Raw genomic sequence first — 21,708 nt, forward strand, 5'->3', positions numbered from 1 at the left:
CCCCTTACCCATCTTTGTCAGCTGGCGTAACATGGCCTGCAAAGAGCCATAACGAGCCGGCCAGGGCTCTACGCCTCGTGGAGGCTGCCTTGGCGCCACTGCAGGGAGCACCCGATGCGCGACGTTCTTTTCACCTGTCAGCCACGCCCCGAGATCCTGGCGGGCACCTTCAACCCCGAGATCTTCACCGCCAGCCTGAGCCGCGTGCTGGGCGACTATCGCAAGGGCGAGGCCCGCGAGGGGGCCAGCTCACTCTATTCCGACCCGGTGGCCTTCTTCCGCGATGCCACGCACCCGACTCAGGGCCTGTGCACCATCCTGGATAACGCCCTGGCCCGGCTTACCAACGGCGACCTGTCGCGCCCGGCCATACAGCGACTCGATACCGCCTTCGGTGGTGGCAAGACCCACACCCTGATCGCCCTGGCCCACGCCGCCATGCAGGGCCAGCCGTTGGCCGAGCATATGACCGGCATCCTCGCCCCCGAGCGCTTGCCGGCACCGGGCCAGGTGCAGGTGGTGGGCATCATCGGCGACACCGTGGATACGCTGAGAGAAACCGCCGGTGGGGCAGCGCCCAAGCCCAACACCCTGTGGTGGATGATCGCCCAACAGACGCTCTCTTCGGAGCAGCAGGCCTCTATCCAGTCGCGCCTGGATGATGCCTCGGCGCCGGCCTCGGACGAGTTCTTCGAGACGCTGTTCGGCGACCGGCCGACGTTGATCATCGTCGACGAGATCGCCCAGTACCTCTCCCGCATGGAGGCCGCCTTCCCGGGCGTAGGGGCCGAGCAAACCGCCGCCTTCCTGATGTCGCTCTCCACCTATGCCGCCGGAAAGCCCAACGTGGCAGTGGTGCTGAGCCTGGCGTCGGCGACCAACGCCTTCGGCGACTTCAACAAGCTGATTCGCAAGCTGCAGTCCACCCACAGCATGAGCTCGGCCGAGGCCGAAGCGGTGGTTCGCGAGGCGCAGCGTGGCGTGCTGGATGTGGTCAACCGAACCTCGGAAGCCACCACCCCGGTGCAGGAGGGCGATCTCTCCCGCATCATGGCCAAGCGACTGTTCGTCTCGGTCGACCAGGCGGCAGCCAGCGAGGTGGCTTCGGCATTTATCGAGACCTATCGCCAGGCCGGCACCGACCTGCCCGCCGGTGCCAACGACCCGCAGCTGCACGAGCGGCTGGTGGCGCACTATCCGTTCCACCCCACGTTGATCGAGTTCCTCTCCGAGGAGCTGGCTCAGGTGGAGAGCTTCCAGGGTACCCGCGGCCTGCTGCGTACCCTGGCGCGTGCCGTGCGCCGAATCTGGGAGGCCAAGCTCGCCATTCCGCTGATCCAGACCGGCCATATCGATCTCTCCGACAGCACCATTCGCAACGAGCTGCTGGGCAAGACCGAGAACAGCGATCTCGTCCCGGTGTTGGATTCCGACATCAGCAAGGCCTCGGGTACCCAGGCCACCAGCCGCACCGTGGCCGGCGAGCTGGATGCCGCCAACCCCCACCCCGATGGTCATCCGGTGCACGAGTGGGCCTGGCGTGCGGTCTTCCTGCATAGCCTGATCGGCCGCGGCGGCGGCCTGCAGGACGAGAAGTTCGGCATCGACATCACCTCGGCGGTGTACGAGATGGCCTCGCCGGCCATCAAGCCTGCCACCGTGCGCTCTGCGCTGGAGACCATCGAGCGCGAGGCCAACTACCTGCGTGAGCGCAACGGCCGCCTCTACGCCGACACCGTGCCGACCCTCAACAACATCCTGCGGCGCATCGAGGGTAACGTCGCCTACGCCGAGGCCATGAACCGGGTCGAGCAGGTCGTGCGCTGCCTGATTAAGGGCTCCTCGGTGTTCGATGTTCACGCCAATATCGATGACAGCGAAGCCATACCCGACAAGACCCCCAAGCCGCAGCTGGGCATCCTGGCCTTCGAGGTGGAAGAGATGGACCCGGCGCGCTTCATCGAGCGGCGCGGCGATGCGGTGCGTGAATACCAGAACCAGGTCTTCCTGCTGACCCCCAGCACCACCCATATATCCGGCACTACCTGGACCGAGTCGCGCACCCACCAGGAGCACCGAACTCGGCAGAACATCCTAACCCTGGCGCGCAAGGCGATCTCCCTGGAGCGCCTCAAGGAAAACCCCGAAAACTGGGGCGTCAGCCATGAACAGCTACAGAAGGGTGAGTTCAGGGAGCGTGCCGCCAAGAGCCCGGCCGAGCTGCGCACCGCCATCGATGAGGCCTATCGCTTCCTGATCTACCCAGGTCGTGAGGGAGGCCGTGTGGTGGTGCGGGACCTCGGCAAGCGTGGCGCCGGCCCCACCGCGGGCGGCTCCGGCGGCCTGCACCTGGAGGACGCGATTCTTAAGCAGCTGGCCGAGGAGGGCGAGCTGATCACCAACGAGCGAGCCGCCACTGCGGAAACCATCACGCTGCTCGGCAAGCTGTTCTTCGATAGCCTCAAGCAGGTCAACGTCAGCGATCTGATCGAGCGCTTCGCCACCCGCCGTAGCTGGCCAATCCTGCAGCGCCCGGCGCTGCTGGCCACCGTGCTGGTGGAAGGCGCCAAGCGCAGCAGCTGGTGCCTGGGCCATATGCCCGACAAGGACAGCCGCAAGCCCGATGCCCTCTATCACAAGGACAACCCGCCGCCCCTCACGGTGGAGCCCTTGGAGAACGGCGGCGAAGGCTGGATCCTCTGTACCAAGGAGCTTGCCAAGCAGCTTGACTGGCTGGCCGATATCGTGCGCGACCCCAATACCGTGGGCGCCTGGATCCGCCAGACCATCGAAAACCGTGATCAAGTTGATCTCGACAAGCTGCAGTCGATGATCGAACGTGAGCACGACAAGGTCGATCCTCACGTCTTCCAGCAGCAACTGGAGAACCTCTTCGCCCAGCGGCAGCTGGTGGCCTATCCCCAGGATGCCTTCAACGAAGAGGGCGATGCCGACCCCGAGCAGGCGATGACCGGTGACAGCGTGCCGGTGGAGGGCATCACCAGCGGTATCGTGGTGCCCTACCAGACGGCCCAGGCCCGCGGCTGGATCACCAAGCCCAAGGTGCAAAACCGCTCCTTTGCGCTGCGCACCCCAGACAAGATCAAGCAGCTGTTCAACCTGCTTTCCGGTACCGGGCTCGCTCAGTCGAAGACCGAGGTGCAGGCTCTGCAGATCCGCGCGGAGACCCCCGACAAGGGCCCTTTCCATTTGATGTTTAGCCAAACTACGGTAGGCGCGCTGGTCGAGAGTCGTGCCCTGTTCGCTGCGCTGAACAACCGGTTGCGCTTTACGACCGAGAAGCATGAGGTTCGCCTGACGCTGGGCGAACTGGACCCTAACTGCAAGTTCACCAAGCTGCTTGAGCAATTGGAAGGATAATCACCGCCGATGGCCACCACAGCAAAAAAGGCGGCAACACGCGCCCGCCGTAAGAGTCATCAGGTCGATGAGGTACAGCTGGACAAGCTGGCCAAGCGCTCGCCCTATGCGCTGCGCCTGACACGGCACAAGGACCTGCCGCCGCCGGTGCTGATCATCAAGGAGCGCATCGCCCCGGAGGATCGCGACGATACCGAGGGGCTCACCAACCCGCGCGCTAAGCATGTGGAACGAGGCATCCTGCACGGCGAGAGCGTGCGCGCCTGCCTGCCGGTGCTCAAGCGCATCCTGGAGGAGGTTAAGGACGAGCAGGGTATCCCTCTCGGCCTGGAGAGCTACATGTCCGCTCAGGGGCTCAAGCGGACCGATCTCAACTTCCCCCTGGACGAAGCCGCCGGCGCCCGCCTGGCGCTGTTCTTCCGCCTGCAGAGCAAGGTGAAGGACGTCGACCGCATCGAGCTTATCGGCAGGCGGGTGGCGATGTTCTCCCGGGAGGAAGCCGTCTACTGGCTGGCCAACGTGACCACTGCCGACCCGGCACTGCGCAGCTGGGCCACCAGCGGGCTGCGCATGTTGTTGTGCGGCGAGGCCGGTGACAAGCGCGTGCCGCGCATCCTGGAGAAAGTGCGTGCCCGTGGCTGAGCACTGGCAAGGAATCTGCCTGATTTAGCACCGGCAGGCAGCCAGGAAACAAGGCGCAGACGCCCCATAGACATTATTAGCCAGGCCCGCTGCCTGGCTGACGCTTTACAAGGAAGCATCGCCATGGATTTCAGCAACGACCAGCGCCTGATCGAAGCCGGTTTCCCTTGCCACCAGGTGGGGGCAGAGACTCAGCGCGAGCGCGGTGCTAGCTCGGCACTGCCGCCTCTCTACTACCTGCATGTGTGGTGGGCAAGGCGGCCACTTACGCCCAGCCGCGCAGCCATCCTGGCTTCTTTGTTACCCGCCGATGCCGATCCAGAGCAGTTTATTCGTGATCTGGGCATCGTGCGTTGGCAAGCCAAACTGGGGGAGGAGCGCTGGACCTTGACCGGCGACACCATCACTAAGCGGCTATATCAGGAGAATGATGGCAGTTGGGTGCTACCTGTCGACAAGACGGTTTTAAAGGCAGTGGAAAAGGAGCAGCAGCGTCGTGAAGACTGCCGTGAAATGATCTACCAGTTGGAAGACGCAAGTCCAGAGTTTCAGGAAGACCCCGTAGTGCAGGGTTGGAAAGCCGACGTTCAAGAGATGCCCACCATGGGTGTTTATGTTGGTGCCAAGCTTGAAGTTCTTCAGGCGACGGGCGATCCGGCTGGTGTGAAGGAAAAAATTGAGTTTGCCAAGCGAGCCGATGTCAAGAGAATCCTCGGTACAGCGATTCGCTGGGACCCGGAAGATTCCTACGGCTACTCCCGTGCGTTTGCCACCCCTATCCAGCCGCTGCCCGAGAGCCAACGCAAGGTGGTGCTTGATCCAACCGCTGGCGGTGGCTCTATTCCCTTCGAGGCGCTGCGCCTCGGCCACAAGGTGATCGCCAACGAGCTTAACCCCGTCGCCAACGTTATTCTTAAAGCGACTCTCGATTATCCCGTGCGTTTCGGCGAAAGCCTATTGGATGATATTCAGGAGTGGGGGGAGAAGCTCAGGGAAAAGGTCGAGGCCCGAATGGCGCCCTTTACCCCCTTCAGCCCGATTCCCGCTGATCAGCGAGCCAAGTTGGAAGCCCATCTTCACAAGCATTCTGAGCTTGTCGAGGAGTATGCGACCGAGCATGACCATATGGGGCTGCTCTACTGTCGGCAGGTAACTTGCCCTCACTGCGCCGGTGATGCACCGTTACTAAATTCGCAGTGGTTATCTCGTGAAGGTGATAGATGGGGCGTGGCTATAGATGCGAATAATGGGAAAGTAAGCTTCCGGCCATATGAGATTGTAAAATCAAGGAGAGAAGGCATTAAAACCTACTCTTATGGTCCAAATGGAGAGGAAATCGTCGATCAGGATAAAAAAGGCACCTTGACGAAAACGGTAGCTGACGGTGTCGGACAATGTGTCCATTGTCATCAAGCCATTTCTAGTGATGAGATCAAGCGACAGGCACGTGGAGAGTCCGAGCATGGCAAGTGGAGGGATGTGCTCTACTGTGTGGTGGGCATCCGTATGGAGCCTAAGCTCGACAAGCATGGCAAGGTGCAGCGCTTCGCCTCAGGCGAGCGAAAAGGTGAGATCAAGACAGGCAAAGTGCGTTACTTCCGTGCGGCAAACGATACAGACCTTGAAGCAATCCAGGCTGCCGAGCACGAGCTGGAAGAGCGCCGTGTGAAGTTCGAAATGAAGGGGTTGGTTCCTAACGAACCATTCCCGCCTGGCAACGATATGCGCCCGGTCAACTATGGCATGCCGACTTGGGCCGATATGTTTACCCCGCGTCAATTGCTGGGTCACCTATCAGTGATGGAGGCCCTGCAAGATGCCAAGCCCGAAATTCTCGCCGCATTGGGTGAAGAAAAAGGTCGTGCCGTTATCACTTACCTTCAGTTTGCTATCGACAAGATTGTCGACTACAACAGCCGTCAGACTCGATGGGAGTATACTAGAGGAGTAATCAAAGGTGGTTTTGGAAGGCATGATTTTTCCCTAAAATGGACGTTTGGCGAGATGGTTCATGCAGGGCCTTCATCTGGTTTTCGATGGGGCTTGTCTCAAGCAATGGATGCATACAAGGGCATCGAAGAGCTGGTAGCTGAACGCGGCAAGCTTGGGTTAAAAGAAGGAGATATTCGCCAGTTTCAGGGTTCCGCTACTGACATGCCAGAAATTGAAGCCCATAGTGTCGATGCCGTGGTCATGGATCCTCCTTACTACAATAATGTCCAGTATAGTGAGCTCTCAGACTTCTACTATGTCTGGCAGAAAAAGACACTAGGTGACCTGTACCCTGGCTGGTTTGATCACGAAGTGACGGATAAAGTACTAGAAGCCGTTGCAAACCCGGCGCGCGACGGCTCAGCCAAGAAAGCCAAGGCTCGCTATGAGGAGCTGATGCAGGGCATCTTCGCTGAGAGCAAGCGGGTACTTAAGCCGGACGGCCTCATGACGCTGATGTTTACCCACAAAAGCTCCGATGCCTGGGAAACGCTGACCAATGCCTTGATCCAGTCCGGTTGGGACATCACGGCCTGCATGCCGGTCGAGTCGGAAAGCGGCTATTCCACTCACCAGATGAATATAGCCTCAGCTGCTTCAACCATCTTTATTTCTTGCCGCCCAGCGGATCGCCGCAATCGCGAGCCCTCCAGCTGGGCCTATGAGGTCAAGGGCAAGCTGGAAACCGCTGTGCGTGAAGGGCTCGGCGAATTCGACCGTCTCAAGCTCAACCCCGTCGACCGCATGATCGCCTCCTGGGGGCGTGCGCTGCGGGTCTATTCTGCCCACTGGCCGGTACAGGATGGCGACGAAGACGTGCCGCCCACCCGCGCCATGCAAGAAGCGGCCCGCGTGGTGGCCGAGGAGGAGGTCAGCCGCCTCTCCGGCGGCCTGGTCACCGTCGACGATCTGGACGCAGAATCCCGCCTGGCGGTGATCGCGCTCGGCATCAACGGCCTGGGCGACTTCGCCTTCGATGACGCCCTGCAGATGAGCCGCTCGCTCAACTTCCGCCTGCAGAACCGTAACGGCAACTACCGCGTCAGCGATGACATGGTGGCCTATGCCAACGTCGGTGAGGACGAGCGCGCCGCTCCGCTGGCCATTCGCGGCAACAAGCTGCGCCTGCTCAAGCCCGAGGAGCGTGCAACTGCTCGTCTGGAAAGCCCGCAGACCCTGTGGGACGTGCTAGGGGGCTTGATCGTCACCTACCGCGACGGCGGCATCGTGGCTGCGCGTAACTTCCTGACGCAGCATGGCAAGCGCGACAGCGAGGCCCTGCGCGGCCTGCTCAAAGTGTGGGCCAAGGAGTGCCGCGACGACGAGCTCAAGCGCGAAGCTCAACTGATCGACTACGAGTTGTAAGGAGAGAGGCCCATGCTGACTGAGCTGCGACTGCAGAACTTCAAGGCCTGGAGGGACACCGGGCCCATGCGTCTGGCGCCACTGACGGTGATCTTCGGCACCAACAGCTCAGGGAAATCGAGCCTGGGCCATCTGTTGATGGCCCTCAAGCAGACGGCGCTGCTGACCGATCGCAAGCGCTCGCTGCACTTGGGCGATGACAATTCGCTGATCGATCTGGGCACCTTCGAGGACTGCCTGTACAACCACGATCTGACCCAGACGCTGCGCTTTTCACTGGGCTGGAAGAGCAGGAAACCCCTGGAGTTGAGCGACGTCCTCAATCCTGAGCAGACCTTTTGTGGGGATAGGCTCACCTTGGCCGCGGAGATCGCTGCCAGCAAGACGCAGCAGCCCGAAACGCAGCAGTTCTCTTACACCCTGCATCAGGGCGATGACGAAGTGCTCAAGGCGCGTCATGGGCGTCACGACGGCAAGGCATTCCTCAAGTGCGAGCCGCTGCATCTGGTGCACGCGCAGGGCAGGAACTGGGGCGTCGAGGCGCCGGAGAAGTTTTACCGTTTCTCGGACAAGACGCTGTCGCGCTACCAGAATGCTCACTTCTTGACCGACTTCGTGCTGGAGGCCGAGCAGCTGCTGGAGAACTTCTATCACCTCGGCCCGCTGCGCAGCCCACCCAAGCGAGTGTATCCCTGGTCGGGTGATACCCCGCCCGATGTAGGGGCAGAAGGGGAGTCGACTATCCCGGCGATCCTGGCCGCCACCCATCAGGGGCGGCAGCTCAACCGTGGGCCCAAGCAGAAGTATCAACCCTTCGACGCCTTCATCGCCGGCTGGCTCAAGAATCTGGGTATCATCCATGAGTTCAAGGTCGAGCCCATCGCAAAGGGGCGCAAAGAGTATGAGGTGCTGATCCAGGCCCATGCCGGTGCGCCTTGGGTGAAGCTGACAGATGTCGGCTTTGGTGTCTCTCAGATCCTGCCGGCCCTGGTGCAGGCATTCTATGCGCCGCCGAACTCGGTGCTTTGGATGGAGCAGCCGGAAATTCACCTGCACCCGCGTGTTCAGGCCAATCTGGCGGATGCCTTCATCAGCGCGATTCAGGCGCGAGAGGACGGCGAGGACCGTAACACCCAGCTGATCATCGAGAGCCACTCCGAGCACTTCCTCAACCGGCTGCAGCGACGTATCGCCGAAGGAGAAGTGACGCCCGACGAGGTGGCGATCTACTTCGTGACCCGCAATCGTCACGGCGCCCACCTGGAACCGCTGCGGCTCAACGAGTACGGCGATATCGAGAACTGGCCGGATGACTTCTTCGGCGACGACATGGAAGACATCACTCAGCGGGCGCTGGCGGCCGCGAAGAAGCGCAAGGAGAAGAAGAAAGCGCAGGAGGCGGGGGCATGAATCGAGCCGTGGTCGATACCAACGTGCTGCTGGTAGCGAATCGTGACCATGACGATATCTCGGAGGAGTGCGTGATCACCTGCATTGAGGCGATCGACCGCCTTCGCCGGGGTGGCGTCACAGTGATCGATGATGACTGGCGCATCCTGGGTGAGTATCGGCATAAGCTGAACCCGAACCGGGGCCAGCCAGGTCCCGGCGATGTCTTTTTCAAGCATCTGCTGCGGCAGCAGGGGAATACTGGGCACGTCGTCGAGGTGTCGATTACCGAGAGTGCCGAAGACTGGTTTGAGGAATTCCCCGACCATGGGCTGCAGCGCGTGTTTGATCCGCCGGATCGCAAGTTTATCGCCGTGGCGGCAGCCGACGCCGGCAATCCGCCTATCCTCCAGGCCGCGGACTGCAAGTGGCTCAATTGGTGGCAGCCACTGGCGGCGGCCGGGGTTCGCTTCCGCTTCGTTTGCCCCGATGACGTAGGGCGGTTCTACGCGCAGAAGTTTCCCGGCCAGGCCATACCCGAGTTTCCCCCGGATGAGTGATTTCTTCCGCTTCCCCCATACGCCGCATCTCGCCTGGTTGGGCGATGGCGAGCCCCGCGACGACAAGCTGCTCGATCCCCCCGAGGTCGAAGTGCTGCTCGCCGGCGACGTGCTAGTGGAGGAGAAGCTGGACGGTGCCAACCTGGGCATCTCCTGGGGAGAGAACAGCCAGATACGCGTCCAGAACCGCGGTGCCTACCTGGAGCCTCCCTTCCGCGGGCAGTTCTCACGCCTGAATCAGTGGTTGATGCAGCATCTGGCCAGCTTCCAGGCGGAGCTGCCCGAGCATGTCATTCTGTTCGGTGAATGGTGCGCCGCGCGCCACTCCCTCGACTATGCCTCGCTCCCGGATTGGTTCCTGGTCTTCGACGTATACGACCGCACCGCCCAGCGCTTCTGGAACCAAAAACGACGCAACGAGCTGGCCGCGCGGCTTGGCCTGGCCACGGTGCCGCTGCTGGAGAGCGGACACTTCACCCCCAAGGAGCTGGAAACCCTGGTGCGCACCGGCCATAGCGCCTACCGGGAAGGCAAACTGGAGGGCATCGTGATTCGTCAGGATGGCCCGCAGTGGTGCGAGTGCCGCGCCAAGCTGGTCCACCCCGATTTCGTCCAACAGATCGAGGCGCATTGGCGCTCGCGGGCGCTGGAGTGGAATGGGTTATCAGCACTCTCGAATTCATAGATTCCGGATTTCCCGCACGGAGGCAGCCATGTCATTACGCGATTATCCCTGGGAGCCGAGCTACGCCACCTCCGACATCCGTAAGGATGGCAAGCTGGTGGACGTGCTCCATGACTTCTACATCCCAGCGCTAAGCCGGGCGACGCGCTACGATCGTGTCGCCGGCTACTTCAGCTCTTCGTCGCTGGCAGCAGCATCCCAGGGGTTCTCGCGCTTCATTGAGAATGGTGGGGAGGCGCGCTTTGTGGTCGGGATGCAGCTTGATCCCGACGATGCGGCCGCGATCCTGCAGGGCGATGAGCAGCGTGCCAGCCAGGCCATGCTGGCCGAACTGGAGTCTCGGCAGCAGTGGCCACCCGCCTTGCGCCATGGCGTCGAGCTGCTGGCATGGATGGTGGCCAATGGCCATCTCCGCATTCGCGTCGGCCTGCGTGTGCATGCCAAGGATGGGTCACCGCAGCCACTGGACTACGCCCAGGACGGCTACCTACATGAGAAGTGGGCGGTTCTCGGCGATGGCCAGGATGAGCTGTATATTTCCGGCTCGCTCAACGAGTCGCGGACAGCGCTGGCCATCAATGCCGAGAACATCAATGTTCATGGCTCGTGGGAGGAGTGGGGGAAAAAAGCCATCCCTCAGAAGCACATTAACTTCAAGGCCCTGTGGCAGGGCAACCACCCAGCCATCAAGACCTTCTCACTGCCGGAGGCGGTCGAGGCCGAGCTGGTCAAAATTGCGCGTAACGCCGGCGCGCTGTTCGAGATCGACGGCACACCGATGAACCCCCCGCCCAAACATGTCAGAGAGAGAGATGAGCTCGCCCCTAGCTTCGCCGAGCGGCTGCGCTTCGCCATGCTTCGCCTCGCGCCGCTGCTACCTGGCGGGGAGCGTGTCGCCATCGAAACGACGCCCATCGAGCCCTGGCCGCATCAGCGCTTCGTGGCCAGCCGCTTGCTGGAGACCTACCCCCGTAACCACCTGCTGTGTGATGAGGTCGGGCTTGGCAAGACCATCGAGGCCGGGCTGGCTTTCCGGGCCCTGTGGCTGAGTGGTCGTGCCAGCACGATCCGGGTGTTTGCACCGGCCTCGCTCACCGCTCAGTGGCTGGTGGAAATGGCCGAGAAGTTCTACCTGCCCTTCGTCAGGCGGACCAGCCGCAAGGGACGTTGGGAACACATCGATCTGCTGGATGGGGAGCCGGTTCAGGGGCTCGGCCAGATGTTTGACGCTCCGCTGGAGATCATCTCGACGGGACTGGTGATCAACCGGCATGGCGGCAGGCTGCTGACCAACCTTCCCGAGACGGACCTGGTGCTGGTGGATGAGGCGCATAAGGCCAGGCGCCAGACGCCGGATAACCAGACGGTCATGCCGCGCTTCAACAAGCTCTATCAGGAGCTGCAGAGTTCGCTGTACGGCAAGTCGCGCACCCTGCTGCTGGCCACGGCGACGCCGATGCAGCTCAATCGCGTTGAGGCCTTCGATCTGCTGAAGCTGATGCCCTCCGCCGGTGCCGTGCAGTTCTCCGAGGACTTGTGCGAGATATTCTACCGAGTCCGCGACAAGCTGCTGAACCAGGAACCGATGGCGCACTATGAGGGCGAGTGGCTATGCCGCTACCTGAACAATGTCCGCACTTCATCGCCCGAGCAGTGGCACTTTGTCAACGAGCATGTGCTGAGCCCGTTCGGCAAATCGGGGCTTGAGGACTTCACCGATCGCTCGCTGGAGCCGATGATCTGGGACGAGGTACAGCCAGCGCTGAGCCTGTTGGCGCCCTTGGGGCGCAGCATGCTGCGCCATACGCGCTCGCTGCTGCGAGCGTATCAGCGTAAGGGGCTGTTGAATGCCAACCTCGCCTGGCGGGAGGTTAACCCCAGCATCATTCCGCTAGGTGGCATCGAACGTGAAGTATACGACCAGCTGCAGGAGTACTGCGCCGACCTGGCGAGCCACATGGCCTCCAACATGGAGGAGGGGAGGCAGCGGGCCGCTATCGGCTTCTACCTGAGCTTCCTACGGCTGCGTTATGCCTCCTCCTTCCATGCGCTGCGCTGCTCTCTTGAGCGTCGCCTGGTCAAAATCCAGCAGACTCTCGATCACAAGGCGCAGCAGGTTGCGACCACGGATGCCTCTCGCGAAGAGCTCGAAGAGCTGCGGGACGATGAGGTGGAGGGCCTGGTGCTCAAACACCGCACCGAGAGTGACCTGACCTGGGAGCAAGGAGCCGTCACGCGGCTGATCGCTACCATGGACAAGCTGCCGACGACGCCGCGCAAGATGCGTCAGTTGCTGGAGCATATCGATCAGCGGCGCATCAACGGCAGTGACCGAGTGCGTCAACTGGTGCTGTTCACTCGCTATGCCGACACCATGGAGTATCTCCATGGTGAGCTGAGACAGCGGCTGCCAGGCTGCCCGATCGGCACCTTCTCCGGCGCCGGTGGCACGCTGCGGCGAGCCGGAGAGTTCAAACCGGAACGGATGGACCGCACCACGATCAAGCAACGCTTCGTAGCGGGAGGCATCGATATCCTGCTGTGCACCGATGCCGCCGCCGAAGGCCTCAACCTGCAGAGCGCTGACCTGCTGATCAACTTCGACCTGCCCTGGAACCCGATGATGCTGGAGCAGCGCATTGGCCGCATCGACCGTATCGGCCAGCACCATACGCAGATCCACGTGCTGAACTACCTCTATCAGGGCAGCGTGGAAGAGGTGGTGTACTCGCGCCTGGTCAAGCGTTTCCGCGAGGCCTTGGCGGTCTCGGGGGAGCTGCAGTTCTCGCTTCTCCCCATCCAGCCCGAGGACTTCGAGGACTACGCCAAGGCCGATGGCGAAGAGGGCAAGATCGATGAGGAGGAGCTGATTCGCCGGGCGCAGGGGCACGCGGAGCGAATCAAGGAGCGCCAACAGCTCACTGAGTTCAAGGCCGAGGAGCAGAAGGCCGCTTACGAACATCTGGAGGCTCAGCAGCGTAGCGAGCCGCTGCCAGCGTCTCTGGAGAACATTTGGCAGATCATCAGCGAGAGTGCCTTTCTCAAGGCGCTGGGTGGCGGTATCGAGAGTTTTCACCACGGCGACGCCTTTCGGCTAGTGGATGTCCCGGGGATCCCCCGCGATGCACTGCTCACCACCTCCCGGGGATTGTTCGAGCACGGACTGGGTGCCGAGGACAGGCGCCGACTGCATTTCGCGACCTACGGCGACCCCGTCTTCGAGAAGCTGCTCGACTATATGCTGCAGCCTCTCGAAGCCGTTCAATTGGCCTGGCGAGATCGCAAGCCACTGGCGGTACTTCAGGTTGGTGGCCAGCGGTGGACGACGGCGGATGACCTCCTGGAAGGCGAACTGCCCGAAGATCGCGAGATCGAACTTGTGGCTCGTACCCAGGGCCGACTGATCCAGCAAAATGACCGCGTCGGTCGACAGCAGAAGGTGATGCTCGAAACCGCGGCTGCCAGCCTGGCCGAGCAGAAGCTCAAGCCCAACCCCGATACGCCCAATAATCAGATCGCGGAGCTCGATCGCTTCCGTGCCGACGTCAGTCACCGCCATGGCCAGCGTGTTCACCTCAAATTCGATGCGCCGGATCGCAACGGCATGCTGGCTTTGAAGGACACGCTGCTATGGCCTGTTGCTGAGAAGGCGGATGGCCTGAAAGTGGATGCCGACCCGCTGCTGCTCACGGCCGTGCGAGACCTGGTCCTCCGGCAGCTGGGTGACATGAAGAAAGACAGCCGCACGAGCCATGATGTGGCGAGAAGGCTGAGAGAGTCGGCTGCCAGTATGGTGTGAGTTGGCTGGTGTTAATGGCCAAGAGCCAATACGCCGAACCAGCCTTCGATCTGATCGGCCAGCTCTACCAGGTGGGGAGCGAGGCGCAGTCGCTGACCGCGGGATAACGCCAACGGCTACGGGAGACAAGAGCGAGGCCCGTCGCTGATGCGCTACACCGCTGGATGCTGGCTCATCAAGAGAAGGTGCCGAACGGTTCGGCGACTGCCAAGGCGCTGGACTACAGCTTGAAGCGTTAGGCCGCGCTGACTCGCTACCTCGATGACTGTGGGCTGCCGATCGACAACAATCGGGTCGAGAAACTGATTCGTCCCTGGGCGCTCGGGCGTTCCAACTGGCTATTCGCCGGGTCACTGCGCAGCGGCCAACATCATGAGCCTGATCCAGTGCGCCAAGCTGAACGGCCACCAGCCCTATCCCTATCTGAAGGACGCGCTGGAATGATTGCCGACCACAAGGCCAGCCAGCTCTATGAACCCCTTCCCCGTCACTGGCAGCACGACGCCCGATCACTGACAAGCGGTGATGCACGGTCGCTTACGATCATCTGTGATTATTTTTGCTACTAAAGTCTAGCAAAAATTCTTTATTCATGCCCAACCACAGCCTTGACAGCGCAGTGTGCGGGTATTTAAATGGACATTAGTCCGTATGACGGACTAAAATCACATTGCGTTCCTAAGCCAGCACAACTTCAAAACAGGTGAAAGAGGGTTAACACAATGAAATTAAATAAAATTTTAGCTTCAATAGTCGCTGCTTCATTGACAAGTGCTACTGCGCTGCCAGCGTTAGCAACCGAGCTGAGAATGCTTTCAAGCTGGGCCGGGAATCAGGCATACAATGCTCATATAGCAATTCCTTTTGTGGAAAAAGTTTCGGAGCTGTCGGGGGGGGAGGTTTCAATCAGGATGGTGGGGCCAGATGTAATTCCCGCATTTGAACAATTGGAGCCGGTTCAGTCTGGATTGTTTGATATTTTGTTCACAGCTCCTGCATATCATATCGGATCAGCAAGCGTTGCACTTGGTATTGAAGGAACGGAGCCAGATCCAGAGCTGCGTCGATCATCAGGCATCATCGACACAATGGATGAGTTTTATAATGGACTAGGCCTGAAAGCTATTTTTGTTGCTCCGGCTGGCTCGAAAGCCTTCAATTTTATGCTCAAAGAGCCTGTTCAAGAGTCGCCATCACTAGCGGGAAAAAAAATTCGTGGAACGCAGCTCTATAACCCTGCTATTGAAGGTTTGGGAGGGGCTCCGGTTGTAATGCCTATGACAGATGTATACTCTGCGTTACAAACAGGGGTTGTAGATGGGGCTGGAACAACACTGGTTGGAATGTTGGAGCAAAAATGGAATGAGGTAGCAGGCTTTATTTCACGGCCAGTCTTCGGAACGGTAGGGCTTTTTGCATACATGAACCTCGATACCTGGGAGAGCCTTTCGGAAGACGAGCAGAACGTGATCATGGAGGCCGCCCTGGAGATCGAGAAGGAATCGATAGCCCGATTCGATAAGCTGGCCGCTGAGGAGGAGGCAACGCTGCTTGAACAGGGAGTCCAGATCACCGAGATGCCCGAAGAGGATGCAGCACGGCTCGACAAGCTGATCGCAGACGGTGCCTGGGAGACCGCCAGAAGCCTGGGGCATGACGAGGTGGTCGACAAGATGTATCAACAGGCGGAAGAGGCAGGGCTGCTGCAGTGACCAACACGACCTCAAGAGCCATAAGGAGCCGAGCCGACAAGGTTCTCGACCTGGCGATCAAAGCAAGCTTGGGCATCGCCTGCGTGGCCTTGGTGGGAGTGTTGTGCATCACGCTGATCGAGATATCGTCTCGCTATTTTTTCAACAGCCCCACTCGGTGGGGCTCCGATAGCGTTCGCTATCTCCTGGCGGTGGTGGTCATGTTCGGATTACCGGCAGTTACCCGAAGAAGTGAGCATGTCTCGATCTCGATCTTTTCGCAAAGATTTCCACCGAGCCATATCTATCAGCGGATCATGCTTGTCATCTGTGCCATCGTCTGCGTCGTCGTGGCCTATATCATGCAAGACGTTTTCTGGACGCAGGTCGAGCGAGGAGTCAACACTCAGGGGACCTGGCGGATACCGAAAGCTTACGTGACGGGCTGCCTGGCCATCGGGTACTTCATGTCAGGATTGATCTTCGCCTACCTCTCGATATTTGCTGACAATGGGAGTGAAGAGTGATGGAATGGTCTGTCACCTTGCTGATATTCTTCGGCGCCCTGATCGGCTTGATGGCGACGGGGATCAATGTGTTCATCGCGTTCCTCGTGGTCAACCTGTCGGCCACCATGATCATGATGGGGCCGCGCGGGTTCGGGATGTTCGCCAACAGCGTCGGCGATAGCTTGACCACGATGGGCTTCGTCACGATCCCGCTCTTCATCCTGATGGGGGAGATTCTCTTCCGTTCCGGCAGCGTCGATGTCCTTTTCAACTCCGTGAACCGGCTCGTCGGCAAGATCAAGGGGCGACTGTATGTGGTCGTCCTGCTGCTGGCGACCATCTTCGGGGCACTCTCCGGCGCGGCTGTGGCCGTCTCCGCGATGCTGGGCCGCTCGGTGCTGCCCAACATGGAGTCTCGGGGCTACTCCTCCAAGATGTCGGCCTCAGTGATCCTGGCGGGCGCCTCCCTGGCCCCGATCATCCCGCCCTCCCTGCTCGCGATCATAATCGGCTCCCTCGCGGACGTGTCGATCGCCGGCCTGCTGATCGCCGGTATCGTGCCCGGCATCATGATCTCGTGCCTGACGGGTGCCTACATCTTCCTGTCGATCAGGAAGGATCCGGGTATCGCGCCAAGCGATGCGCAGGAGGAGGCAGAGACACCGTCGGGAAGTGGGCTGGGTGCGCTGCTGAGAATGATCCCCTTCATGTTTGTCATCTTCATGGTGATGGGAATGATCATGCTGGGGATCGCCACCCCCACGGAGTCGGCCGCAACCGGTGTGCTGGGTGCCATTCTGGTGGCAATCTTCTACAAGCGTGCCAGCGTCAAGATGTTCAACCACTCGCTGTCGTCTTCCGTGAAGCTGAGCGCGATGATAATGATCATCATCGCCTCGTCCTCCCTGTTCAGCCAGCTAGTTTCCTTTACCGGAGCGTCTCGCGGGCTCGTTGACTGGGCTACCGGACTGGGGTTGGACCCCCTCGTTATGTTCATCATTTTGATGATCATTCCGCTGATCCTGTGCATGTTCATCGATCAGATCGCCTTTATCCTGATGGCGGTGCCGCTGTACCAGCCGCTGGTGGCGGCTCTCGGGTTCGACCCGATCTGGTTCTGGACGATCTTGCTCATCAACCTGACGGTGGGAGGCATCACGCCGCCTTTCGGGTACACGCTATTCGCGCTATCTGCGGCGGCGCCCGGCCTGACGGTGGGTCGAGTTTTCCGAGCCAGCTTCCCGGTGCTGCTGATTTTCCTGATATCGGTCGTTCTGATGATCATGTTCCCGGCGATCGTAACCTGGCTGCCCGGTATCATCTGACAGAGCCCCAGGGATCGCGGGAGCGAAGGAGAGACCATGCGACATGCAACGAAGGTAAGGGTCAACCAGGATGCCCTCGACCTCAGGGACTGGATAAGACCCGGGGACTCGGTGGTCTGGGGGCAGGCGGGGGCGGAACCGGAAGTGATCACAAGCGCCCTGATGCGTCAGCGTCACGAGATCGGGCCCCTGACGGTGACGATCGGCTTCAGCCTGACCCCTACACCCGATCCCCTGTATGCGGACTGTGTCAGGTTCCGCTCCTACTGCGCGAGCGGGACGAATCGGCGCCTGGCGAAAGAGGGATTGCTGGAGATTCTGCCGGTGCCCTATTCCACTCTGGCCAGCGTGTTGGCTCCCGTGGATGTGCTGATGCTCCATCTGCCGCCCGCCGGAGCCGACGGGCGTCATAGCCTCGGCCTGCTGCAGGAGTACATCGCACCGCTGATAAAGCACGCGAAGGTCGTGATCGCCGAGATCAACGACCAGATGCCGAGTGTGCCTGGCGCCCTGGATATCGGCACGCAGAAGATCGATGTCATCGTCGAGTCGTCGCGACCCATTCGTGAGCTTATCCTGCCGGCGCCTTCCGAGACCGAACACAGGATCGCCGCCCATATCGCCGAGTTGGTCGAGGATGGTTCGGTGATCCAGATGGGGCTCGGTCAGCTTCCCGATGCCATTCTCGGTGCGCTCGAGGGGCACCGGGACCTGGGGGTTCACTCAGGGGTGATCGGTGACGGTATCGTCGATCTGGTCGAGAAAGGCGTCATCAACAACTCAAGAAAGGTCCACGACCGCGGCGTGACCGTCACGGGCTGGCTGCTGGGGAGCCGCAGGCTCTACGACTTCGCCCACCATAATCCGACGCTCAGGATATGCCCTTCCTCCTATACCCACGACCCGGTGATTCTCGCGGAACAGGACCGGCTGGTGGCGATCAACTCCGCCGTGGAAGTGGACCTGACCGGGCAGATCAATGCCGAGGTGGCCAACGGGCAGTACATTGGGTCTGTCGGCGGTGCGGCAGAGTTTCTTCGCGGTGCGCACCGCTCCAGGAGAGGGCTGCCAATCATCGCACTGCCCGCGACGGTCAAGAAGACGGGGGCATCTCGTATCGTGGCGGCGCTGTCGGGCCCGGTGAGCACACCGCGCAGCGAAGCGGGCATAATCGTGACCGAGTACGGCGTGGCGGACCTGCGCGGGCGGAGTCTGTCGGAAAGGAAGCGGCTGATGGTGGAGATCGCAGCCCCGGAGCACCGCGCCGAACTGCATGAGGCGGCCGTCTACTGATATGACCGGAGACGTTCTGACGCCTGGGGAAGGGGCGGGGAGCCGGTGCCGTCGAGGAGGGGTTGCGCCTTGGCGATGGCACTGGCTCAATATGACAATTGACGCCGACCGCCTATCTCGCTGGCTGCTTGCATCCGCGGCATCGCCACAGGCGGCCCCGTAGGGTACATTCTTCAAGACGAGAATCGGTATCGCCTGTTGTTTTGTTAATACGCTAATTAAATTCATGGGCGTCATCAATACGCCGAAGGTATTAGCGATTTCATGTTTCTTTCAATGTTGCTTCCAAGATCATTGATTTCATTGTGTAAAGTTCGGAAATTCGCGCCGATTCTATTCTGTTGATTGCGTCGTAACCCGATAACCGAGATCCGGTAAGGTGCCGAACTTATAAGGTGCTGAACGACGAATGGTGGGCCGTCTTAAGCCACACAGTTTTACGAGATAACAGGAGCATCTATGAGCGCAAAGGCAGAGTCCATCTCGACTCAGGGTGCCTTGCCTCGGACTGAGTTTGTCAGCGCCGTCGGCAGGGCAATGAAGATCCTCGAGTGTTTCACGTCGGAGGAGTCGGTACGCCATCAGGGGCGACTGACCCTGACCGACGTGGCGAAGATCACGGGGCTCACGCGAGGGACCTCGCGGCGTCTCCTGCTGACGCTAAAGCAGATCAACTACGTCGATACCGACGGCAAGATGTTCTGGCTGACCCCTAAGCTGATCAACCTCTCGCGCGGCTTCCTGGTGCCCATCAGCCTTGGCGAAGAGTCTGCAAGAACACTCGAGAGATTGACCCGCAGCTTGGATGAATCCTCTTCGGTGGGCATGCTCGATGGCGGGGTGATCGTCTACATCGAGCGAGTGGAGGTGCGCCGTATCTACTCCTCGAGCATCACTAATGGGACGCGTCTGCCTGCGGCCTGCAGCTCGATCGGCCGCGTGCTTCTGGCCGCCCTGTCGGACAAGGATCTCCACAACTGGCTGCGGCTATACAAGCTCAATGGCTTCACCGAGAAAACCATCACCGATCCCCTCGAGTTCTGGGAAGAGATCGAGAGGATACGCGCCCAGGGGTATGCCATCAACGATGAAGAGCTCGAGATCGGCATCCGCTCGATAGCGGTGCCTATCAAGAGCCCGAGCGGGAGAACCATAGCGGCGCTCAATGCCTCCACCGTATCGGCACGGCATACCAAGGAGGACTTGGTCGAGCACTTCCTGCCCAAGCTGATCGAGACCTCCCACGAGCTCGCCGTCACGGTAGGTTGGTAAGCCGTATCCACGACGGCTCTCCCTGCGTCTGTCACCGCGTCATCCTGCTCTCTTCATACAAAAAACCCGACTGCTGGCAGTCGGGTTTTTCGTGGTGTGCCAGGCATGGTGCGCAGCGCCTGATCGGCGCTGTTCCCGAGCGGGGCTGTTGCCTCGCGATGACTCGGGGGGGCGCGGCAACACCCGGTCAGACACGCGACGCTGGTCCAATACGTTCTTCGCGACCGCCGGGCTCTTCACCCTAGCCGGAGCCTGGCGGCACGCGAGCCAATCCCGATAAGGAAACCATCAACTGGAGAACCGTGTGCGGGAGAACCGCATGCACGGTTCGGAGGGCGGGGAGGCTCGAGCCTTCCCGACCCCTATCTCGATTGCCGGGTGAGCTTTAGGGCCACTCGGCCCCCTCGAAACGGTAACCATCTTCGGTCTTGCGGATATAGCCGCAGCAGGGGACGCCGAAGTGCATCGGCATCAGCAGAGTGCCTCGCTCGCTTGCCTCCTCGAGCACCCGCTTTCGGGTTTCACGCGCCACTTCCGAAAGCACACAGTACGCCGTGTTCAGCTCAGGCTTGAGGATCTGGACCGGAGAGTGGAAGACATCGGCACAGAAGAAGGCTTCCTCGCCCTCTGACTCGAGACGATAGCCCAGCATGCCGGGCGTGTGGCCGGGCACAGGCTCAACCGTCAGATAGTCCAGGATCTTGCCGGCATCGTCGTCGATAAAGTCGACGATGCCCGCCTCGACGACAGGCTTCACGCTGTCATTCCAGCTGTTGTCCATGGCCATGTCGGATTTCTCCTCGATGGCCTGTTTCCAGTAGTCGAAGTCCGTTTTCGGCATCAGGTAGCGTGCATTGGGGAAGGCGGGCACCCATTCGCCATCCTTCAGCACGGTGTTCCAGCCGGTATGGTCGGCGTGCATATGAGTCTGGATGACATGGGTAACCTTATCGAAGCCCGCGCCAGCGGCCTCGAGCCATTCGCCCACGCGGTTGTTGAGGTTGCGCATGCGCGGGGCGGTGCGAGGCTTGTCGTTGCCGACACCCGTATCGATCAGGATGACCTTATCGTCGATCTGCACCACCCAGATCTGGATCGTGATGATAAGCCGGTTCATCGCCGGCACATAGTGATTGGGTGCCAGAAGTTCGGAGAACGAGTCCAGCTCGGCCTGGGTCAGATCCGGGAACAGGAAGGCGGGATCGTGCGTCGGTGCGCTGTACTCGACAACACGAGTGACCTTCGCCCTGCCGACTTGCCGTGATTGAATCATGTAGTGACTCCTTTAGCGGGAAAACGATCACTCGACGCTTTCTGTGATGGGGGTGCCATCGACATGGATATAGGTCGGTTGGCCCACGAACCCCTTGTCCAATGTCGAATAGTAGTAGAAGGTGATTTTTCTCTTCTTGAACTTCCACTCGCCGTTCACGCGTTGAAGCGTGTCGTCGTAGTGGCCGGCTGAGACGTAGCTCTTGCCATCCTTGAGCGATAGGTACTGCATCGAGATGCGCCCCGTCGCCTGGTCACCGTCAATATGCACGGTCGGGTTCGTGCAGAAGTGCCAGAAGCCCTCGGCAATATTGGCCACGGTTTGGCTGAAGAAGCGGAAAATTTCAGCGCGCCCTACCGCATGGGCAAGACCCTGGAACTCTCCGTCCTTGGTGAAGAGCCTGGAAAGCTCTTCCCAGTTACGGTCATCGAGAACATGACAGTAATGCGCGCGAAGCTGGGCGATGTCGGCACGATCCTCGAGTTGCCGAATGCGCTTCTCCATGTCACCAGATGATATTGTCATTTTTTCC

The 21,708-nt window shown here is 60.5% G+C and carries 14 protein-coding genes and 1 pseudogene; 13 read left to right on the plus strand and 2 right to left on the minus strand.

Translation table 11 applies throughout. The annotated features are described in order from the left end of the window. Positions 1–114 precede the first annotated feature (114 nt). The 13 genes and pseudogenes from ACM26W_RS01620 to ACM26W_RS01680 all read left to right on the plus strand — a co-directional run bounded on the left by ACM26W_RS01620 (position 115) and on the right by ACM26W_RS01680 (position 19,903). Positions 115–3,381 carry a DUF499 domain-containing protein gene (locus ACM26W_RS01620; protein WP_416139139.1) on the plus strand — a complete coding sequence of 1,089 codons (3,267 nt, stop codon included), beginning with the start codon at positions 115–117 and terminating at the stop codon, positions 3,379–3,381. Positions 3,382–3,390: 9 nt separating this feature from the next. Then, a complete protein-coding gene (locus tag ACM26W_RS01625; protein WP_416139140.1) occupies positions 3,391–4,023 on the plus strand; it encodes a hypothetical protein in 633 nt (210 codons plus the stop codon). A 123-nt stretch (positions 4,024–4,146) separates the two neighbouring features. Further along, positions 4,147–7,380, plus strand: a complete 3,234-nt coding sequence (locus ACM26W_RS01630) for a DUF1156 domain-containing protein (protein WP_416139141.1) — start codon at positions 4,147–4,149, stop codon at positions 7,378–7,380. Positions 7,381–7,392: 12 nt separating this feature from the next. Continuing rightward, positions 7,393–8,790: a DUF3696 domain-containing protein gene (locus ACM26W_RS01635; RefSeq protein ID WP_416139142.1), complete on the plus strand. Its 1,398-nt coding sequence runs from the start codon at positions 7,393–7,395 to the stop codon at positions 8,788–8,790. Beyond that, positions 8,787–9,329: a hypothetical protein gene (locus ACM26W_RS01640; protein ID WP_416139143.1), complete on the plus strand. Its 543-nt coding sequence runs from the start codon at positions 8,787–8,789 to the stop codon at positions 9,327–9,329. Before ACM26W_RS01635 ends, ACM26W_RS01640 begins: the two co-directional genes overlap by 4 nt. Then, complete coding sequence (locus tag ACM26W_RS01645; RefSeq protein ID WP_416139144.1) at positions 9,322–10,014, plus strand: RNA ligase family protein; 693 nt, start codon at positions 9,322–9,324, stop codon at positions 10,012–10,014. The genes ACM26W_RS01640 and ACM26W_RS01645 overlap by 8 nt, the downstream gene beginning before the upstream one ends. 28 nt (positions 10,015–10,042) lie before the next feature. Beyond that, complete coding sequence (locus tag ACM26W_RS01650) at positions 10,043–13,813, plus strand: helicase-related protein (protein WP_416139145.1); 3,771 nt, start codon at positions 10,043–10,045, stop codon at positions 13,811–13,813. A gap of 20 nt (positions 13,814–13,833) precedes the next feature. Continuing rightward, positions 13,834–14,382 (plus strand): annotated as a pseudogene (locus tag ACM26W_RS01655) (IS66 family transposase); the annotation flags it as partial. A gap of 153 nt (positions 14,383–14,535) precedes the next feature. Continuing rightward, positions 14,536–15,525 carry a TRAP transporter substrate-binding protein gene (locus tag ACM26W_RS01660; protein WP_416139146.1) on the plus strand — a complete coding sequence of 330 codons (990 nt, stop codon included), beginning with the start codon at positions 14,536–14,538 and terminating at the stop codon, positions 15,523–15,525. Next, entirely contained in the window at positions 15,522–16,031 is a 510-nt protein-coding gene (locus ACM26W_RS01665) for a TRAP transporter small permease (RefSeq protein WP_416139147.1), read from the plus strand. Before ACM26W_RS01660 ends, ACM26W_RS01665 begins: the two co-directional genes overlap by 4 nt. Next, positions 16,031–17,338, plus strand: a complete 1,308-nt coding sequence (locus ACM26W_RS01670; RefSeq protein WP_416139148.1) for a TRAP transporter large permease — start codon at positions 16,031–16,033, stop codon at positions 17,336–17,338. Before ACM26W_RS01665 ends, ACM26W_RS01670 begins: the two co-directional genes overlap by 1 nt. Positions 17,339–17,374: 36 nt before the next feature. Beyond that, the gene (locus tag ACM26W_RS01675; protein WP_416139149.1) at positions 17,375–18,631 is read left to right on the plus strand and encodes an acetyl-CoA hydrolase/transferase family protein; all 1,257 of its coding nucleotides are present in this window, start codon (positions 17,375–17,377) and stop codon (positions 18,629–18,631) included. Positions 18,632–19,090: 459 nt separating this feature from the next. Continuing rightward, on the plus strand, positions 19,091–19,903 hold the full coding sequence (locus ACM26W_RS01680; RefSeq protein WP_416139150.1) for an IclR family transcriptional regulator domain-containing protein: 813 nt from the start codon (positions 19,091–19,093) through the stop codon (positions 19,901–19,903). A 385-nt stretch (positions 19,904–20,288) separates the two neighbouring features. Here the strand turns inward: ACM26W_RS01680 and ACM26W_RS01685 are convergent, their stop codons facing one another. Further along, the gene (locus ACM26W_RS01685; protein ID WP_416139151.1) at positions 20,289–21,176 is read right to left on the minus strand and encodes an MBL fold metallo-hydrolase; all 888 of its coding nucleotides are present in this window, start codon (positions 21,174–21,176) and stop codon (positions 20,289–20,291) included. Between the two features lie 27 nt (positions 21,177–21,203). Further along, complete coding sequence (locus ACM26W_RS01690) at positions 21,204–21,701, minus strand: nuclear transport factor 2 family protein (RefSeq protein ID WP_416139152.1); 498 nt, start codon at positions 21,699–21,701, stop codon at positions 21,204–21,206. Positions 21,702–21,708 lie beyond the last annotated feature (7 nt).

Origin of the sequence: Halomonas sp. HK25, assembly GCF_047795635.1 — a bacterium.
Lineage (GTDB): Bacteria > Pseudomonadota > Gammaproteobacteria > Pseudomonadales > Halomonadaceae > Halomonas.

Bases quoted from the DNA above. Each gene is read 5' to 3' on its own strand.
- ACM26W_RS01620 (WP_416139139.1), top strand. From the start codon at position 115: ATGCGCGACGTTCTTTTCACCTGTCAGCCACGCCCCGAGATCCTGGCG.
- ACM26W_RS01625 (WP_416139140.1), top strand. From the start codon at position 3,391: ATGGCCACCACAGCAAAAAAGGCGGCAACACGCGCCCGCCGTAAGAGT.
- ACM26W_RS01630 (WP_416139141.1), top strand. From the start codon at position 4,147: ATGGATTTCAGCAACGACCAGCGCCTGATCGAAGCCGGTTTCCCTTGC.
- ACM26W_RS01635 (WP_416139142.1), top strand. From the start codon at position 7,393: ATGCTGACTGAGCTGCGACTGCAGAACTTCAAGGCCTGGAGGGACACC.
- ACM26W_RS01640 (WP_416139143.1), top strand. From the start codon at position 8,787: ATGAATCGAGCCGTGGTCGATACCAACGTGCTGCTGGTAGCGAATCGT.
- ACM26W_RS01645 (WP_416139144.1), top strand. From the start codon at position 9,322: ATGAGTGATTTCTTCCGCTTCCCCCATACGCCGCATCTCGCCTGGTTG.
- ACM26W_RS01650 (WP_416139145.1), top strand. From the start codon at position 10,043: ATGTCATTACGCGATTATCCCTGGGAGCCGAGCTACGCCACCTCCGAC.
- ACM26W_RS01660 (WP_416139146.1), top strand. From the start codon at position 14,536: ATGAAATTAAATAAAATTTTAGCTTCAATAGTCGCTGCTTCATTGACA.
- ACM26W_RS01670 (WP_416139148.1), top strand. From the start codon at position 16,031: ATGGAATGGTCTGTCACCTTGCTGATATTCTTCGGCGCCCTGATCGGC.
- ACM26W_RS01675 (WP_416139149.1), top strand. From the start codon at position 17,375: ATGCGACATGCAACGAAGGTAAGGGTCAACCAGGATGCCCTCGACCTC.
- ACM26W_RS01680 (WP_416139150.1), top strand. From the start codon at position 19,091: ATGAGCGCAAAGGCAGAGTCCATCTCGACTCAGGGTGCCTTGCCTCGG.
- ACM26W_RS01685 (WP_416139151.1), bottom strand. From the start codon at position 21,176: ATGATTCAATCACGGCAAGTCGGCAGGGCGAAGGTCACTCGTGTTGTC.
- ACM26W_RS01690 (WP_416139152.1), bottom strand. From the start codon at position 21,701: ATGACAATATCATCTGGTGACATGGAGAAGCGCATTCGGCAACTCGAG.